The following is an 18,779-nucleotide window of genomic DNA, read 5'->3' on the forward strand; positions in this document are numbered from 1 at the left end:
GGGGCTGTCAGCCAATCAATCAATCAATCAATCAATCAATCAATCAATCAATCAACCTAATAACCTTTAACTATGAAAAGTAACCTGTTTCTTTATTTCAGGTTCTCCCTGATGATGTTCTTCCAATACATGCTTTTTGCTGTATGGTGGGTGCCTCTTGCCGCATACCTGGCCAATATGGGGCTTTCCAGAACGCTAACAGCGCTTATACTTAGTTCTATGGCAATTGGCTGCATGGCTTCTCCCATTGTCGGCATGGTTGCCGACCGGTATTTCAGGGGGCAGGTTGTTCTTGCCGTTACCAACTTCATTGTTGGTGTGATGCTGTTATTTGCAGGGCTTACCTCCAACCCTGTTTTACTGTTTGTTTTCCTTCTGACAGCCATGATCTTTTATATGCCTTCATGGGGACTTACAAGCAGTATTACCATGAAGCATGTTGATTCTGACATTTTTCCCCGTATCAGGGTTTTTGGTGCTATTGGCTGGGTTTTTGCCGGAGTGTTCAGCCTTTTTACTGTAAGAGTGATAGGAGTTGACTTTGACGGCACACATATTCCGTTTCTTTATGCGGCCGGAATCGCTGTTGTGGCCGGACTCTTCAATCTCGGACTTCCTGACACACCTCCTCCGGCCAGGGGAGAAAAGGCTTCCCTGATTGACATAATGGGCTTCAGGAGCATAAAGCTCATGAAAGACCGTAATTTTGCCGTTTTTATATTTCTCTCCTTTTTTGCCATGATACCTTTTTCTATGTACTGGTCATATTTTTCAGAGTTTCTGGCTGACAGCGGTTTCCGGTTTATTTCCCTTACCATGAACATGGGGCAGATGCTGGAGATATTCATACTGCTGGCTGTACCCATCTCAATAAAAAAGTATGGATTGCGCAGAACGATGATAATCGGGCTTGTTGCACTTGTTATACGTTATGGTTCCCTTGTTTTTGCTGATGGCAACCTGCAGCTGCCAATGATCCTTACAGCAGTATTTGTACATGGCATCATATTCGGCTTCTTTTACCTGGGAGGACAGATATATATTGATCGTAAGGCTCCTGCCGGACTTCGTTCGCAGGGACAGGGCTTCATCTTTTTTGTGACTTTCGGGGCGGGCCTGCTTGCCGGAAATTTCATAAGCGGCCAGATAATCGGTATTTTCAGTACGGAGCAAGCTGGAATAACTGTATACCAGTGGGATACCATATGGAGTATTACAACAGCCATGGCAGTCCTTTGTGCCCTCGCCTTCATATTCCTATTCCGCAAGGAGGATTATGGCACGATTGAGCTTGAACAGCAATAAGCAGTCTCCTGAATGCTCTTTAACAACTTTTTCGAGTGTCGTGGACATTTTATATTTTTAAAGCCAAAACATCATTAAATGGCAATAACAGATAGTGTAAAAAACCGGATAGCATCAGGCAGGAACAGTCATTTTGCAGCTCTTTACGGCAACGATCCGGAGGAGCTTGACAGGCAACTGGCTATATGGACCGGGTTGGCAGAGAGGTTTGCCGGGAGGTTCGGAGCCGCAGGCGAATGTTCGTTTTTCAGCTCGCCGGGACGCACCGAGATAGGGGGAAACCATACCGACCACAATTACGGCAGGGTGCTTGCAGGGTCGGTGAACCTTGACAACATTGCCGTTGCTGCACCGAACGGTTCAGAGATAATAAGGATAGATTCGGAAGGTTATCCCGCTTTTGAAATTGATATGGGCGATACTGCGGTAAGGGAAGAAGAAAAATTCACTGCAGCGGCCCTGGTGCGTGGGATGGTCGCCGGCCTCAGGAGCGCCGGTTTCGGATGCAGCGGTTTTGATGCATGTATCGAGGGGCGGGTACCTAAAGGGTCGGGACTCAGCTCATCGGCATCTTTCGAGGTGCTTATCGGCACTATGATAAACCACCTGTTCAATGAGGGGAATATTGATCCGTTACAGATTGCAAAGACAGGCCAGTACTCCGAGAACCAATATTTCGGTAAGCCTTGCGGACTTATGGACCAGGTGGCTTGTGCGGTCGGGGGACTTGTAACAATTGATTTCAAGGACCCTGCCGATCCTTTAGTGAGGAGGGTGGACTTTGACTTTACCGCGACAGGTTACTCTCTCGTTATTACCGATACCGGAGGTGACCATGCAGGGCTGAATGATGAATATGCATCGCTCCCGTCTGATATGAGATCGGTGGCATCGGCACTTGGAGCTGATGTACTCAGGCAGGTGAGCCTTGAGGATGTGGTTGAGGCCATACCCGGTCTGAGGAAGAAGACGGGAGACAGGGCCATCTTGAGAGCATACCATTTCCAGGGAGATAATGAAAGGGTGGTGAGACAGGTGGAGGCGCTGGAGAAGGGCGATTTCAGTGCTTTTCTAGGTATGGTTGTGGAATCGGGTTACAGCTCTTTCATGTACAATCAGAACATTCACTCACCCCAAAGTGTGAGGGAGCAGGGAGTGGCACTGGGACTTGCAATGAGCGAGATGGTACTCAGGGGCAGCGGAGCCTGGCGTGTTCACGGGGGAGGGTTTGCCGGTACCATCCAGGCATTCGTGCCGGATGACCTTCTTGACGACTATGCAAAAACCATGGAGCATGTTTTTGGTAAAGGGGCCTGTAAAAAGTTGTTTATCAGGAACAGGGGAGCCATAAAGCTGGAGCTTTAACTTACATTGCCTTGCTTTGCCTTGCAATGCCTTGCCTCCTGAACTTTACAGGTTCTTTTCTGTGATGTTACGGTTTTGGTATTATCCCCGGGCTAAGCGGTTTGGTGAAATCCCGGAATATGGATCCTGTTCAGTCACATGTTTTGATGTAATCTCCGGGAGGTAATTCCAATCCCCAAACGGTTGGGTGAAATGCTGAAACTGGAAGTAACTCCGTTGCCGGTATGGTGAAAAACTTCAGGGAGAACCCTGCTCTGATACCAGAATGGTGAAGTCCTCCATTAGTCCGTAATCAAACAGGTCATAATCCCCGCCCGGCGGTTGCTGGGCAGGCGCAAACTTATAGTCCCACGGCGTCACAATGCCGTATCTCCTGACGTTGTGGTGCGGTCCAAGCAGGTTCTTCAGCGATCCGTAAACAGTTACCTCCACTTTATTGTATCCCTCTTCCAGGTACCCGGAAATATCGAGGCTGTAAGGCGGCCGTTCAATTATGCCGGCATGGATGTCGTTGACCAGCACTTCGGCCACAGTACCTTTCCAGTCACCAAGCTGCACGACCGCTGCCCGGGGCTTTTCATCGAAGAAGTGTTCCCTGACATAGCTTACACGGTCGCTGTAGAATGGATAGCCCTGTTCCTTCCATGATCCGGTACCCAGGGGCTCTGAGGGCACAATTCTCCAGCCCCTTTCTGCCTCCTCAAGGGAAAAGTTACCGTTAAGATATACCGGGTGCAACTCGGCAAACATACTCATGGGACTGACAGTAAGGCTTACCGTGTTATGGCCGGCCTGCAGGTGTTCACCTATACCGTAAACGGCAAAATCCCTGTCGGCGAACCATCTGCCGGGAATGGGATCGAGTGTGTTGCCATTCACGGAGAGGGCGAATATCTCCGGCCTCTCTGCAACAGCTGTTATTGAGTGCATATCTGTTCCCTCACCTACATGGAAATCGTAGGTGAATTCGAAACCGGTACCGTCGGCAAAGGTGTCGGCTTCGGCAAGCTCCGATTTGAACTGTACGGAGACTGACCATGGATTGTCATTGTAGCCGTAATGTCGCCATACCCTGTCGCCGGCGGTGTAGAAATACATATTGCCTTTCGGGTCGCCCTCGATAATGAGTTCGCCGTAATCGAGGGGCATCATATTGGATGATAGCGGCTTAACTTCCATGCCGGTGATTTCCAGCACTGTTGTGGCTGCCGGTTTAACCGGGAGTGGCGGAGCATCTGTTTCACGGTCCGCTACAAACAGCAGAAGGGAGCCTGCAGGTTTGACGGAAAAGCCCACTTCGAGTCCCTCTTCAACCTCCATGAATGGGTATGAGAAGATATCGCCGGTATGTGGATCGAGCATAATAACCGTTTCACCGCGGGCAGTGAAATGACCCGTTACTGTCTCATCCGGCTCTGAATTGACAAGCAGTACCAGCCTGCCGTCGTCAAGATGCCTTGTATGGTGCAGGAACCACTTTGACTGCATGGCTTCCGGACTGAACCGGAGAGTTGTGTTTTCAAAGTGCCTGTATACGTTTTCGTCTGTAAAGCACGAAGCATGAATCCAGTGGTTACCTGCCCTCTCTGCAAGTAGTCCGACTGCCTCAGATACTTCACCGTCTATCCGCGAGGGTGGAGTATGCAGCGAAACCACCCTGCCTCCGGTTTCAATATATGTTTTAAGCAGGTCAAAGGTTGACTTGTCTAAATTTTCCATGCCCGGGGGGAGGACAACGAGGTTATAGGCAGCTTCTCCCACTACAAGGTATCCGTTATCAGTCCCCCCCATATCCTTTATTATATTTTCGGAGCCCAGGTCATACTCCACTTTGTGCTGTTCGAGCAGATCGAGAAGGTCGTGGAAGCTGTCGCCGATCTGTTGAAGATGCGGATCGGGGCTGTATGATGAGTAGTGCATCCATGTACTTGTTGTCGGTTCCAGCACCAGTATGTTGTTTACCTGGCGGCCTGCCGACATTGCAACGGAGAGTCTCGCGAAATACTCATTCTGTTGTCCGTACATATCCCACCACGGGGTGTGATAGGAGAACGACTGCGGATAGTCATGCTTCCGGTCGCCAACAAGCGTCATATAGGTCATGTGCTGGTTCATGAAGTTGACCCCGAGGGCATACATCCAGTCCCCGTTCCTCTTCATATCTTCAAAAGTCAGCTCCCAGCCGGCCCCGCCATATGCCTCACAGAGTGTCCGCGTACGCCCTGTCTGGTTGGCTGCGCTCCTCAGCTCCTTCACGTTCCTCACGTTACCGAACTGCGTGGGACGCTCTTCGGTGTACATCCGGTTGAACAGAAGGTCGATGCCGGGTACCTGGTGCCATGCATACATGGCCATGTTGTCGCCTCCGTGATGGGGACTGGGCCATCCGTGCTCCCAGTAGTGCCCCGTCCACTTCAGTCCGCGTTCTTCAGTGTATTCATACCAGGGCTTTGACCAGCGGTCGATGAACATCTGGAGCAGGAGCTGAAAGTAGTTATGCCTCACCCGTTTCCAGTCCCCGCTCTCCTCAAACAGCGACATCAGGTTATCCTGCAGCCTGTAGCCCCAGCGCTTTTCAAACTCATCATACAGGTCTGGTGTCCATTTGACTGCTGAACTGCCTCCCGGCGGAGCTATATTTGGCTCATCGGTAAATACCCCGGGTATAAGTCCCCCGAACCATTGTCCGAACCGCTCTTCATACCCCTGCATGGTGATCTCCATGAACTTTTCGGTAACACCCGGGTAGAGAAGGTCAACGTATGAATAACCCGCATACCACTTGGTCTGCGGATAGCTGACCAGCTCGAACAATATAAAACTGCCCCTGTCACCTGTCCGCCCCCCGGGATCGCCTATCTCTTCCATTTCCCCCTGAGGGTTGACCTCGAAATAGTGCAGGTACCGAAGCTCCGGGTCCGGCTCAAAAATGTCTGACCTGTGAATTCTGAGTGCCTGTCCGTGCCGGTAGGAATCAGGCATATAGTGCGGTACATGCCCTCCCGCAAAACCACTGGGATAGGAGTTTTCATCGTAGATCCAGGCATACATGCCCAGTTCTTCAGCCACCTCGAGGGTGTACCCGAAAAGTTCGAACCATTCGTCCGACAAATATTCCGTAATCAGTCCGTATCTCGGATGTACGAAGACTCCCCCGAAACCCTTATCTTTAAGCTCTTCGAGGGAGTGCCTGATCATATCTTCAGTCACATCTCCGGTCCATATCCAGAACGGAGCCGCACGGAATTCAGACGGGGGATCCTCAAAAAGTCTGGTGAGCTGCCTGAAGGTTGTGATCTCTGTTTCGTATGAATGCATTTCAGTCTCTGTCCTGCATGATGACATCGTCAGGATGAGGAAGGCAATTACAGGCAGGAATATGATACCTGGTTTCAGGGTGGCTTTTCCTGACAGCTTTCCGGCTGGTTTGGGAGTTACCCTCTTTTCAGGGACGGATAAAGGTGATATGGGTCCGGTCATGCCGGACGGCTGGTTGGTTTCATGGTTATTCATGATCGCCGGTTTAATATTTCACTGCAAGGTTTAATTGGTATCGTTATTTTGACTGTTCCGGCCAGACCACAGCTTCCGGTTCCAGCATCAGTCATCGGCAAAATAGCGCCCCAGGTAGCCTACAATATCCCTTTTGACCGTCAGCGGATCGATCACTCCCGCATACCTGGCAATAAGTTCTCCTCCCGGAGCTATAAGCAGGGTATGCGGCAATGCTCCCTGCCACTCTTTGTCCACCGCCTCAATAAGCGCGTATTTATCGGTTTCGTTGTAGAGATAGTTCCGGTTTGCTGCTTCATGGTCGGTCAGAAACTTCAGGACTGCATCTTTCCTTTTAGGGTTGTCGGCGCTTAGTGACACAAATTCGAAGTTGCGTCCGCGGTACATGCGGTCTATCTTCACCAGGTCGGGGAACTCAACGATGCACGGTCCGCACCATGTGGCCCATACGTTTATCAGTCGCAGGTTTTCACTGTCATTTGCGACAAGGCTTTTGATACCATCAATATCTATCATTTCGACACTTACCGGCGCTTCAGCCCATTGTTTCTCGAGGTTTCTTTTCCACTGGTCATTCCATTTCCATTTAATGGAACACCCGAATGAGGGTGTCACCTTTACCTCTACTTCCTTTCCGGCGAGAAGCGCCTCTATGGCATCGATGGCATCGCTGGTGTTGGGTTTAATATATGGATTTTCGGTATCGTCGATCCTGCCGCGGTACCTGAGCTTTCTCTCGTTGTCAAAGATAAATACGTGGGGGGTAGCCACCGGTCCGTAAGGGATCGACCCTTTGTGATCGTCACCATCATAGAGATAAGGAAAATTGTAACCCAGGTCGGCAGCCCTGATCACCATATCATCAAAATCGTCGCCTACATCGCTGTAGCCAAGTTCACTGAGACTTACGGCCTGCGGTGAATTGGGCGAAATAGCCACAAAACCTACTCCCTTTGGATGGTATTTATTCACCATTTCTATAAGCCTGTCTTCATAAGCCTGGGCTGTGGGGCAGTGGTTTGCCCAGAATACTATGAACAGGACCTCATATTCTTCGAAATCAGCCAAAGTGTAGTTGCGACCGTCAATTCCAGGCAGGTCAAAATCGGGCGCAACGGCGCCTATCTCAAGTGGTTTGATCTCTCTTTCCTGTGCACCGGCAGTGGTCATCGAAATTATGATCGCAGCCAGTACAAATAAACAGGCTAATCTTCTCATGTGATTTAATTTTAGTTGTTTCCTATTATACCGCCGTCCGGGGGTTGTGTCTCCCGACAACGGAGGCGTTTGCTTTATCATGCCACTGACTGCCGGGAGCTTAAGCCTGCACCCCAACCTTGCCGTGGCAGTGTTTGTATTTCTTTCCACTTCCGCAGGGGCATGGCTCGTTGCGTCCCACTTTCTTCTCCACCTTGACCGGTTGGGACTTCTGGGGCTCCTTCGTGTTTGCCATCATCTCGTTCCTGCGACTCGTTTCATACCCGCTCATATCAAGCCGCCTTCTCTTTTCAGCTTCCCTAACCTGGCTGGCATCACGTATCGGTATGTGCCCCTTCATGAGGGTGGCAACTACATCCCTGTTCACCCTGCCCACCATGGTCTTGAAAAGCTCGAACGACTCAAACTTGTATATAAGAAGGGGATCCTTCTGTTCATAAGTGGCTGTCTGGACAGACTGCTTCAGATCATCCATCTCCCGCAGGTGCTCTTTCCAGAGTTCATCGATCACCATCAGTATTGCTGTCTTCTGGTAGGACTTGACAATATCCCTTCCTTCTGTTTCATATGCCTTCTTCAGGTTGGTCACTACCTGGAAGACCTTGGCGCCGTCTGATATTGGTACGACGATATTCTCGTAAAGCTGTGAGCTTTTCTCAAATACATCTTTTATGACCGGGTATGCCTGCTCTGCTATGGTGCTGACCTTCCGCGCAAAGGTCTCATTAAGCAGGTCGCGCATTTTCTCCATTATATTGTCAGGGGTCATCTGTCTGAAATCTTCTTCGCTCACTGGCGATTCAATCGAGAAGAGTCGTATCAGCTCCATGGAAAAGCCCTCGTAATCAGCCGCATCATGATACTGGTCAACCAGGTTTTCACACACGTCGTACATCATGTTGGCAATCTCCACATCCAGCTTTTCACCCTTCAGTGCATTTTTTCTCTTGGAGTATATGACCTCCCTCTGGGAGTTCATCACATCGTCGTATTCGAGGAGGCGCTTCCTGATACCGAAGTTGTTCTCCTCAATTTTTTTCTGGGCCCTTTCGATCGACCTGGTGATCATGCGGTGCTGGATCACCTCTCCCTCTTTCAGGCCCATCCTGTCCATAAGCTTAGCTATGCGGTCGGATCCGAACAGCCTCATAAGGTCGTCTTCCAGAGAGGCAAAGAATTGCGAGGAGCCCGGGTCACCCTGCCTTCCTGCACGACCCCTAAGCTGCCTGTCGACCCTGCGTGACTCATGCCTCTCTGTTCCCACAATTGCCAGTCCCCCAGCCTTCCTCACTTCAGGTGTAAGCTTGATGTCGGTACCCCGGCCTGCCATGTTGGTGGCTATGGTGACGGTACGGGCATGCCCTGCCTCGGCCACGATATCGGCCTCTTTCTGGTGCAGCTTGGCATTAAGTACATTGTGCCTGATGCCCTTTATCTTTAGCATCCGGCTCAGCAGTTCTGATATTTCGACCGATGTTGTTCCTACCAGCACCGGCCTGTTCTTTTCGACAAGATCCACTATCTCGTCGATAACGGCATTGTATTTTTCTCTTTTGGTTTTATAAACCAGGTCTTCGCGGTCATCTCTTATACAGGGCTCGTTTGTCGGGATAACCACAACATCGAGTTTGTAAATATTCCATAATTCACCGGCTTCGGTCTCTGCAGTACCTGTCATGCCGGCCAGCTTCTCATACATCCTGAAATAGTTCTGCAGGGTGATGGTGGCAAATGTCTGCGTGGCTGCCTCCACCTTCACTCTCTCTTTGGCCTCAATAGCCTGGTGCAGACCGTCACTGTATCTTCTGCCCTCCATTATACGCCCGGTCTGTTCGTCTACGATCTTCACCTTGTTGTCTATCACCACGTATTCCACATCCTTTTCGAACAGTGAATAGGCTTTAAGCAGCTGGTTGATGGTATGTACCCTCTCTGACTTGATAGCGTAATCGCGCAGCAGTGAATCCTTTTTCTGCAGCTTCTCATCAGGTTTGAGGTCTGCCTTTTCAAGCTCTGCAATTTCGCTGCCAATATCTGGCAGGATAAAAAATTTATCATCGTCAGAGGCCGAGGTAATAAGGTCTATGCCTTTGTCAGTCAGCTCTATGGAGTTTATCTTCTCATCGATCACAAAGAACAGGTCATCGGTGACCTTAAACATATTCTTGCCCTTATCCTGCATGTAGAAGTTCTCGGTCTTGACCATCAGTGCCTTATTGCCTTCTTCACTCAGCAGTTTTATCAGTGTCTTGTTCTTGGGAAGTCCCTTGTAGGCCCTGAGAAGCATAAAACCGCCCTTTTCGCTGTCTCCTGCGGCCAGCGCCTTTCTTGCCTCAACAATTACATCGTTCACGAGCTTTTTCTGTGAACTTACCAGACTTTCCACCTTGGGCTTAAGTTCTTCGAAAAGCTGGTTCTCGCCTTTGGCAACCGGCCCGGATATGATGAGCGGGGTACGGGCATCATCTATAAGCACCGAGTCAACCTCATCTACAATGGCGTAGTTATGGGGTCTCTGTACCAGGTCGTCGGGATTGATTGCCATGTTATCGCGCAGGTAATCAAACCCGAACTCGTTGTTGGTTCCGAAGGTCACATCGGCCATGTAAGCTTTACGGCGGGCTTCTGAGTTAGGCTGGTGCTTGTCTATGCAATCGACCGAAAGTCCGTGAAACTCATAAAGAGGCCCCATCCATTCGGCATCACGGCGGGCCAGGTAGTCGTTCACCGTAACCACGTGAACACCCCTTCCGGAGAGGGCATTGAGGAAAACGGGGAGTGTTGCCACAAGGGTTTTGCCTTCACCTGTTGCCATCTCGGCAATTTTTCCCGTATGGAGTACAATACCGCCAATAAGCTGGACATCGTAGTGCACCATGTCCCACGTAGTCTCGGTACCCCCGGCTATCCAGCGGTTCTTCCAAAATGCCTTGTCACCCCTGATATCTATACTGTTCCTTACAGCCGCCAGATCGCGGTCAAAATCGGAGGCTGATACAACCACCTCTTCATTTTCCTTGAAACGGCGTGCCGTTTCCTTGATTATTGCAAAAGCATCGGGGAGTATCTCAAGAAGGGTGTCGTGCAGTTTTGCGTTTATATCTTTTTCGATCCTGTCAATCCTGCTATAGAGCCCTTCCTTGTCTCCCAGATCAACCTCGTCGCTCTCTGCCTGCTGCCTGAGCTTTTTGACCTCACTCTCATCTTCGCTGATGACATCGCTTACTTTCTGCCTGAGTTCTGCTGACAGCTCTCTAAGCTCGTCATTGGTCAGGGTAACCACTCTTTCATAGGCTTCGAACACCTTATTCAGAATTGGGGCTGCCTCTTTTATGTCACGGGCTGATTTATTTCCGAAAAGACTGCTGATAAATTTGACTACACTCATCTTGAAAAGATAATATTTTTTTGTTCCCTGAAGGCTGACTGCAAAGTTATAATATAATAAAAAAATCAGGAAGACCCGGACATTACCGGGCCATCACTTTTTCTCAGTTTCTGCGGAGATGCGCCTTTGCGTCCCTGGCAGCACGGAACTCGCTGTCAGGCTGCCAGTTTGGAAAATCGTCGTTATTGGCAAGGTCATTGCCTATCCAATAGAAGAACCACAGATCCTGGTGAATACCGTCATAATCCCACAGGTCGTGAACCACATCGGAGGGCTGATGGTATCTTTCGGCATAATCGGCTGCAACCATGCCGGCGTATTCCTCGTCCCTGCCAATATAATCTGACCCTCCGTTTGCATAGATCATCGGTACACCCTGTTTGGCCATATTGAAGTGATCGGATCTGTAGTAATACCCCCTTTCCGGGTAGGGGTTCGGTTTCACAACCCTGTCCTGCCTGGCCGCGTGCCTTTTCATATAATCATCAAGCTCTGAGAAGCCGTACCCTACAGCAACGATATCTCTTGTGGGGCCGTAAACATTGAGAGCATCCATGTTTATGCCTGCAACGGTTGTTGCAACGGGGAAAAGGGGATTCTCGGAGTAGTAGCGTGATCCCAGCAGTCCGCTCTCTTCGGCCGTAACCGCCATGAACACCACAGAGCGTTCGGGTGTTTCGCCGGTTTCCATGAATTTCTCTGCAATGGCCATGAGTGCCGCCACTCCCGTGGCATTGTCAACCGCACCGTTATAAATATGTACCTCACCATCAACCTCAACCATGCCGAGGTGGTCCCAGTGGGCCATGTAGATGACTGTTTCATCCGGATATTGTGAGCCTTCGATATACCCTATCACATTGTTGCAGTCGGCGAAACTGAATTCATTGTTAAACGAGGCAGATGCCGTAAGTCCCATAGAACTTGCACGGAAGCCTTTTTGGTGCGCAGCCTCAAAGGCCTCATCAAGGTCCATGCCCGCCATTTCAAAAATCTTTCTTGCCGGGTCGAGGTGTATCCAGCCTTCTGCAAGCAGGCGCTGGGTCTCTCCCTGCGAGGCAACACCGTACTGGGTGCCGGACCAGGAGTTTCTTACCACATCCCAGCCGTAGCTTGCAGGCTCGGTCTGGTGAATGATCAGTGCTGCTGCCGCACCCTGGCGTGCAGCCTCCTCAAATTTGTAGGTCCACCGCCCGTAGTAGGTCATCGCCCTGCCGGTGAACATGGTATCGTCGCCGGTGGCGAACCCCGGGTCGTTGACCAGCACAACGACTGTTTTGCCCTCCACATCAAGTCCCTCATAATCGTTCCATCCGTATTCCGGCGCCACTATTCCGTAGCCGGCGAAAACAAGTTCGCTCTCATCGATAGAGACCGATTCCTGCAGCCTGTATGTACCTATGACCATGTCATCAAGGTATTGCAGTTCTATCTCTTCGCCACGTCCCGATACCCTTAGCGGCGTAAAGTCCGATCCGGTCACCTCCATCAGGGGCACCGGCTGCAGGTAAGAATCGCCGTTGGCAGGTTTAAGTCCGATCTCCGTAAATCTCGATTTAATATATTCCATGGCCCTGATACCTCCGGGTGATGCCGGGGCGCGACCCTCAAACTCATCGGAAGACAAAATCTCAATGTCGCGTTCTATGTTCCGGCCGAAAGGTTCAATAGCGGTTTCGGGAGATGTGCAGGCGACTGCAAGCAAAACAAGTAATGCCGGCAGATAAACTCTCAGTAAAGGGATATTTTTATAAAGCATGGGTTATGATTTAAGTTGAAACAAACTGATTAAGTAACGGGACGGGTCATTAGGAAAATACTAATCCAGGCGGCCCCGTATCATTTAAATCGTAAAGATAACCATAAAACTGAAAAAGCTTTCCGTGTAAAACCACATGGAAAGCTTTTGGTGTTGATTTAAATCCTCCTCGCGAGGCTGCGCCTCTGCTTCTATAACCGGTCTCCTTCGTGATGCCGGTATTATTCCCGGATCAATCCATCGCCACAGTGTTGTTGTCGTTTTTGGTTAAACAACCCAATTTGTTCGGATTGCCATGGTTGCCGGGGTTTCTGATTCAGCAACCCACGTTTCCATTAGGGGTCATTTGCCGGCAGGTCCTGGTCTATTCCTCATGCTCACCCCTCATGCTCATGATATCCCTGTCGAACATATAGAGCGGGCCGTCACCAAGCATATTAAGTTTGTCGAGGATGTTATTGGCTGAAGCCTCCTCTTCGATCTGTTCGGTAACGAACCACTGGATCCAGTTATGTGTTGTGTAATCCTTTTCCTGTTCGCATACCTCTACGATATCGTTGATCAGTTTTGATACATACTGCTCATGTTCAAACACCTGCTCAAACATTGCCTTTACCGATTTGAACTCCCCGGGGGGCTGCTCAAAAGCGGGAATTATTGCTTTCCCTCCGCGTTCGTTAATATAGCCGATAAGCTTCAGCATGTGCTCCCGCTCTTCTTCGGCCTGCGCGTGCATCCAGTTCGCAATACCTTCATAACCCTTTGTTTCGGCCCATGAGGCCATTGCAAGGTATAGATTTGAGGAATATCCCTCTTTCTCAACCTGCACATTCATTATCTGTTCAACTTTTTTGTTTAGCATACTCTGTTTTATGTTTAATTATTGATTTATAATTGATTGCTGCTTAAAACCTGACATTCAGTTAATACTGCGGGCGGTTTTACAATTACGTATATTCCTCCATCTTATTAAACAAATAAGATGCCCTGAAAGTTCATTCAAAAGATGGCCGGATATATCGAATGCAATCTGATGAGTTCTTTGCCCCGGGATAGTTTGTAAAAGGTGCCGGCCAATACCATAAGGCTGGGGCTGAAATTATACCATCACACAAAACTTTGCAGTCAGTCCATATGACCTATTATTTCAGTAGCAAAACCGGAGCAGGATACCTCTTTCGGGCCGGTCATCTGCCGTGCAAAGTCATAGGTAACGGTCTTACTGAGAATTGCCCGTTTCAGTCCCCGCACCACCATTTCGGCAGCTTCATGCCACCCAATGTATTGAAACATCATCACTCCCGAGAGTATAACCGATCCGGGATTTACCTTGTCAAGTCCCGCATATTTGGGGGCCGTGCCGTGTGTCGCCTCGAATATTGCATGTCCGGTTTCGTAGTTGATATTGGCCCCGGGGGCAATACCAATGCCACCCACGATTGCTGCCAGCGCATCGGAAATGTAGTCGCCGTTCAGGTTCATGGTGGCTATAACCGAATAGTCGGCGGGCCTTGTGAGTATCTGTTGCAGGAAGGCGTCGGCTATCACATCTTTTATGATTATTTTACCGGCCTTCTCCGCCTCATCCTGCGCTTTGTTTGCCGCCTCCTTTCCGCCCTTTGCAGCGATTTCGTCATACTGCTTCCATGTGAACACCTTACCGGCAAACTCCTTTTCGGCAAGCTCGTATCCCCACTGTTTGAACTGCCCCTCTGTGAACTTCATGATATTGCCCTTGTGGACCAGAGTTACGGAGTCCCTCTTTTCCGCGATGGCGTAGTTGATGGCAGCACGGACCAGCCTTTCGGTGCCCTGGCGGGAGACAGGCTTGACACCTATGGAGGATGTTTCGGGGAACCGGATACTTTTGACGTTCATTTCCCCGGTAAGGAAATCAATAATCTTTTTGTTCTCTTCGGTGCCAGCCATCCATTCGATGCCGGCATAAATATCTTCGGAGTTTTCGCGGAAGATGACCATATCGGTAGTCGTAGGGTCTTTTACAGGCGAGGGCACTCCCTCGTAATATTTCACCGGCCTGAGGCAGGTGTACAGGTCGAGTATCTGCCTGAGAGCCACGTTAAGTGACCTGATGCCGCCTCCCACGGGTGTGGTCAGGGGGCCCTTTATCGCGACCAGGTATTCGGATATGGTGTCGAGGGTCTCCTGCGGGAGCCATTCGCCTGTGGCTTTGTATGATTTCTCGCCGGCCAGGACCTCTTTCCAGGCTATCTTTCTTTTAACGTTGTATGCCTTTTCAACCGCCGCATCGAAGACCCGGACCGAAGCAGCCCATATATCGGGCCCTGTTCCGTCGCCTTCGATAAAGGGGATCACGGGCATATCGGGCACCACCAGACTTCCGTTTTCAATTCTTATCTTTTCGCTTTGCATAGTGATTGAGTTAATTTTTTGTAACAGAGTTTATTATTCAGTAACTGCGCCAGCATTGCCTATTCGAAGTCAAGATTAAACTTTTGCCTGAGCAATGCCAGATCGGGGTTTTTTTTGACCATGTGCCCGAACTTGTCTTCGGGCAAGTAGAGCCTGCTCCCCTGCAGCTCTTCGTTGATTATAACCTTCAGTTCTATATTTTTGTTCAATTCACGCCTTAGGTGTTTAATCAGGTCGGGGATTATCTTGTTAAGTGCCTCCTCCTGCAGGGGATTACTGATCTCGAATTCTATGGAGTTGCGTCCGGTAATCGCCGGTTTGTTGGCAAGGAGTGTGTTATACAGCCTCGGGTGCCTGTTCCTGATCTGGTTGGCAAATTTTTTCCACTGCTCGGTCAGTTCCTTCTCGGTAAAATCGTCGCCATCGTCGGTATCGGACTGGTCTTCTTCGTCATCGGCAACTAAACCGGGTATCTCTTCTTCCTGTTCATCAGCCGGGGCAGTAACCCCACCCCTCAGGACATCTTTAATTGATGTAGTTCCGTTGGCATTGCCCGGGCCGTTAGCCGGTGTTTGAGTGGAACCGATACCTGGCACCCCGCCCTTCTCTGTTTGAGTGGAACCGATACCTGGCACCTCGCCCTTCTCTGCCTGTTCGGTGTTCGGCAGGGATGTGGCGGTAGGGGGAGCATGCGGATTGGCGGGGGGTGCGCCTTGTGCCTCTTGGTCTTTTATATCCGGTGTTGCGGTTGCAGCGGTTGCGGCAGGTTTTTTTGCTGCCTTTTCGGCAGATACTTCCTTTTGGGCAGATACTTCCTTTTCGGCAGATAATTCCTTTTCAGCGGGCACTCCCTTTTCGGTAGATACTTCCTTTTCGGCGGGCACTCCCTTTTCGGTGGGTACTTCACTGCCGGCAGATGCTTCCTTTTCGGCGGACTTTCCCCTTTTCAGGTTGTCTGTGCCGGGTTCAGATTTTTTTTTTTCGGCTGCCTTGAGGCTGCAAAGCTTGATAAGGCAAAGCTCAACATGCAGTCGCTGATTCTTGCTCGACCTGAAAGACACATCGTACTGGTTGGTGATATCAAGAGCCCGGACAAGCAGTACCGGGGGGCATTTTGCGGACTGCTCCCTGTATTTTTCACGAATTGATGCGCCCACCTCAAGAAGTTGCAGGGTGACCTGGTCCTGGCAGACCAGGAGGTCGCGGAAGTGCCTGCTCAGACCGTTCACGAAATTGTGGCCGTCGAAGCCCTTGTCCAGCACTTCGTTGAATATCATCAGTGCTGCCGGGATATCTGCGGCAAGGATTGCTTCTGTGAGCCTGAAATAGTAATCGTAATCAAGTACATTGAGGTTACTCAACACATTGCTATAGGTGATCTTCCCTTCTGAAAAGCCGGCTATCTGGTCGAAGATAGAGAGTGCGTCGCGCATTGCGCCATCAGCTTTTTGTGAGATTACATTAAGTGCCTCCGTTTCGGCCACAATATTTTCGGCAGAGGCTATAGCTTCAAGGTGTACGACAATATCCTCCACCCTGATACGGTTAAAGTCGAAAATCTGGCACCTGGAGAGGATCGTAGGCAGTATCTTGTGCTTTTCTGTTGTTGCCAGTATGAATATTGCATGCGGAGGAGGCTCTTCAAGTGTTTTCAGGAAGGCATTGAAGGCCTGGGATGAAAGCATATGCACCTCGTCGATGATATAGATGCTGTACTTGCCCACCTGGGGTGGAATTCTGACTTGTTCAATCAGGGTCCTTATGTCGTCTACCGAGTTATTCGAAGCTGCATCCAGCTCGTGTATATTGAAAGAGCGTGATGAGTTAAAGGCGAGACAGGATTCGCATTTATTGCAGGCCTCTATATCCGGTGTCAGGTCTGGGCAGTTGATGGTCTTTGCAAAGATTCTGGCACACGTTGTCTTGCCGACACCACGTGGACCGCAGAACAGATAGGCATGTGCAAGCTGCCTGCTCTTGATGGCATTCTTCAGGGTTGTTGTAATGGATGGCTGTCCGATGACGGTTTGAAACGTTTCGGGCCTGTATTTGCGTGCTGATACGATATAGTTTTCCATCGGGTACCTGAAGATGCCGGTCGGTGACAAAGATAAAAAATAAAGGAAGCTTTTTCCGGCAGCAGATAACCAATGTTGTGAAAAATTATCAACAGTACCCGCATCACGCTATTTCCTTAACCTGTCAGCCGGAACAACCAGGCCTGGTAACCATTATTTATTACCCGGGCAGCCAGAATATCCGCTCTGGCAACCATGATTCGTTATCCTGTCAGCCGTTCTTTGTTATTTTGTCAGCCTCGATTCATTATCCGCGCACCAGTAATCCTGTTAGTCTCCCGCAGCAACCGTAGCTTCCAGTATCTCAAGAATTTGCCCCTCCTTTGAAACTATTACACCGTTTTCCATCTTGAGCAGTACCTTTCCCAGCAAAACCGGGTGCCGGTCAGACACAATATGCGGATTACCCCCGGCGTGGACAATCAGCACGGAGTTAACCATCTCACCCCCTTCAAGAAGGTCATGCGAATGACCGCCGACAATGAGATCGAACTGGGGGAATGCCTCTGCTACCTCCCTGTCCCTTCTAAGTCCGATATGCGTCAGGGCAACCAGTATATCGGCTGAATTTCTGAGCGGGATGTAATTGGTAACCGTTTCGAGAACATCATTTTCAACAATGCCATCCTTGTTCCCGCTCACTGTTGTCAGTCCCATAACAACCATATCTCTCCATGTCGTGGTTTTGAGTTTTGCATAACCGTCAAGCGGCGGAAACGCATCAGTGTGCACTTCAACATTTGCGCCTATGAGCGGAAAATCAGCCATATCCAGTGCCTGCCTGGTATAAGGTTCCCTGTAGTCAAACTCATGGTTTCCGGGTGTCATCAGATCATAACCCAGTTCATTCATCGAATTGATCATGAATGCCGATCTCTCGCCGAACCATCCAGAATCCCTCATCAGGCGGCCGTTGACGATCCACCTCAGCGGGTGCCTTACAAAAACGTCTCCTGCACTGAACAGGAACACATCGTCGTAGCTGCCCCTTACCTCTTCCAGCTTAGCCTTCAGTTCATCATGTTTATTGTGGGTAAAATGCTGGTCATTGGTGTGAAGAATTACGACCTTTTCGGTAACCGGGTAGCTGATATTTTTTTCTGCAGCCGGCGTCTCCTCCGGAAACCACACCCTTCCTGCACCCTTGTTCCCCTTTATTTTGAGAAGATAGGGAGGCCTTACGGCGGAAATGAACGTAAAATATCCGGTTGAGTCTGTCAGCACTATCTCAGTTGGCACGCCGGGAAAATTTCCCGGTACGGAATAGAGCGATATCTCAAGTCCCAACGGATCCATGCCATCTGCTACTGAAACGTAGCCGGAAATACTTTGAGCCGCCACCGTGGGTTGCTCACTGCCTGCAGTTGTTTGGGGCGCTACAACCGGTAAAAAAAGGAGCAGGGCTAGCAGCCACGGGCGCATTGAGCTGATAATAAGGTTTCCGGGACTGAATAACAGGGTCAGACCGTCATTGCTGACGGCCTCCCGGTAGCGCAATAAGCTTGTGCCAGGTTGTTTGGTAGCCTTGCGACCAAACCGGCCTGCCCGGAACATGGCCTTTACAGTTTCTATAGGAGACATTTTATTGAATTTGAATAATCATTAAATAAACCTGATAAACCGGCCTTTGTTCAAATTATTGTGTGCTATAGCGCTCATCCATACTTTGCCCCATCCCTTTTGGTTATCCGTCGCCCGCTGGTTTCGTCCCGCTGGTTTCGTCCCGCTGGTTTCGTCCCGCTGGTTTCGTCCCGCTGGT

At 49.9% G+C, this 18,779-nt stretch carries 10 protein-coding genes; 2 read left to right on the top strand and 8 right to left on the bottom strand.

From position 1 onward, the window contains the following. Window positions 1-72 precede the first annotated feature (72 nt). Together EA408_11820 and EA408_11825 are read left to right on the top strand one after the other, a co-directional pair. Complete coding sequence (locus EA408_11820) at window positions 73-1,305, top strand: MFS transporter (protein TVR70039.1); 1,233 nt, start codon at window positions 73-75, stop codon at window positions 1,303-1,305. A 78-nt stretch (window positions 1,306-1,383) separates the two neighbouring features. After that, window positions 1,384-2,670, top strand: coding sequence for a galactokinase (locus EA408_11825; protein TVR70040.1), 1,287 nt, complete (start codon window positions 1,384-1,386; stop codon window positions 2,668-2,670). 237 nt (window positions 2,671-2,907) lie between these two features. Here EA408_11825 and EA408_11830 read toward each other — a convergent pair whose 3' ends face one another. The 8 genes from EA408_11830 to EA408_11865 all read right to left on the bottom strand — a co-directional run bounded on the left by EA408_11830 (window position 2,908) and on the right by EA408_11865 (window position 18,601). Further along, on the bottom strand, window positions 2,908-6,183 hold the full coding sequence (locus tag EA408_11830) for a hypothetical protein (protein ID TVR70041.1): 3,276 nt from the start codon (window positions 6,181-6,183) through the stop codon (window positions 2,908-2,910). Window positions 6,184-6,270: 87 nt separating this feature from the next. Further along, window positions 6,271-7,401, bottom strand: coding sequence for a redoxin (locus EA408_11835; protein ID TVR70042.1), 1,131 nt, complete (start codon window positions 7,399-7,401; stop codon window positions 6,271-6,273). A 100-nt stretch (window positions 7,402-7,501) separates the two neighbouring features. Then, window positions 7,502-10,789 carry a preprotein translocase subunit SecA gene (secA, locus tag EA408_11840; GenBank protein ID TVR70043.1) on the bottom strand — a complete coding sequence of 1,096 codons (3,288 nt, stop codon included), beginning with the start codon at window positions 10,787-10,789 and terminating at the stop codon, window positions 7,502-7,504. Between the two features lie 103 nt (window positions 10,790-10,892). Then, on the bottom strand, window positions 10,893-12,548 hold the full coding sequence (locus tag EA408_11845; protein ID TVR70044.1) for a M20/M25/M40 family metallo-hydrolase: 1,656 nt from the start codon (window positions 12,546-12,548) through the stop codon (window positions 10,893-10,895). 364 nt (window positions 12,549-12,912) lie between these two features. Then, window positions 12,913-13,410, bottom strand: a complete 498-nt coding sequence (locus tag EA408_11850) for a ferritin (protein TVR70045.1) — start codon at window positions 13,408-13,410, stop codon at window positions 12,913-12,915. A gap of 263 nt (window positions 13,411-13,673) precedes the next feature. Next, window positions 13,674-14,942 (bottom strand): NADP-dependent isocitrate dehydrogenase, encoded by a 1,269-nt coding sequence (locus EA408_11855; protein ID TVR70046.1) that lies wholly within the window; start codon window positions 14,940-14,942, stop codon window positions 13,674-13,676. 59 nt (window positions 14,943-15,001) lie between these two features. Continuing rightward, entirely contained in the window at window positions 15,002-17,020 is a 2,019-nt protein-coding gene (locus EA408_11860) for a DNA polymerase III subunit gamma/tau (protein ID TVR70048.1), read from the bottom strand. Between the two features lie 270 nt (window positions 17,021-17,290). Further along, complete coding sequence (locus EA408_11865; GenBank protein TVR70047.1) at window positions 17,291-18,601, bottom strand: hypothetical protein; 1,311 nt, start codon at window positions 18,599-18,601, stop codon at window positions 17,291-17,293. Between the last annotated feature and the right edge of the window lie 178 nt (window positions 18,602-18,779).

The sequence above is a fragment of the Marinilabiliales bacterium genome (assembly GCA_007695015.1).
Lineage (GTDB): Bacteria > Bacteroidota > Bacteroidia > Bacteroidales > PUMT01 > PXAP01.

Bases quoted from the DNA above. Each gene is read 5' to 3' on its own strand.
- EA408_11835 (TVR70042.1), bottom strand. From the start codon at position 7,401: ATGAGAAGATTAGCCTGTTTATTTGTACTGGCTGCGATCATAATTTCG.
- EA408_11850 (TVR70045.1), bottom strand. From the start codon at position 13,410: ATGCTAAACAAAAAAGTTGAACAGATAATGAATGTGCAGGTTGAGAAA.
- EA408_11860 (TVR70048.1), bottom strand. From the start codon at position 17,020: ATGGAAAACTATATCGTATCAGCACGCAAATACAGGCCCGAAACGTTT.
- EA408_11845 (TVR70044.1), bottom strand. From the start codon at position 12,548: ATGCTTTATAAAAATATCCCTTTACTGAGAGTTTATCTGCCGGCATTA.
- secA (TVR70043.1), bottom strand. From the start codon at position 10,789: ATGAGTGTAGTCAAATTTATCAGCAGTCTTTTCGGAAATAAATCAGCC.
- EA408_11825 (TVR70040.1), top strand. From the start codon at position 1,384: ATGGCAATAACAGATAGTGTAAAAAACCGGATAGCATCAGGCAGGAAC.
- EA408_11830 (TVR70041.1), bottom strand. From the start codon at position 6,183: ATGAATAACCATGAAACCAACCAGCCGTCCGGCATGACCGGACCCATA.
- EA408_11820 (TVR70039.1), top strand. From the start codon at position 73: ATGAAAAGTAACCTGTTTCTTTATTTCAGGTTCTCCCTGATGATGTTC.
- EA408_11855 (TVR70046.1), bottom strand. From the start codon at position 14,942: ATGCAAAGCGAAAAGATAAGAATTGAAAACGGAAGTCTGGTGGTGCCC.
- EA408_11865 (TVR70047.1), bottom strand. From the start codon at position 18,601: ATGTCTCCTATAGAAACTGTAAAGGCCATGTTCCGGGCAGGCCGGTTT.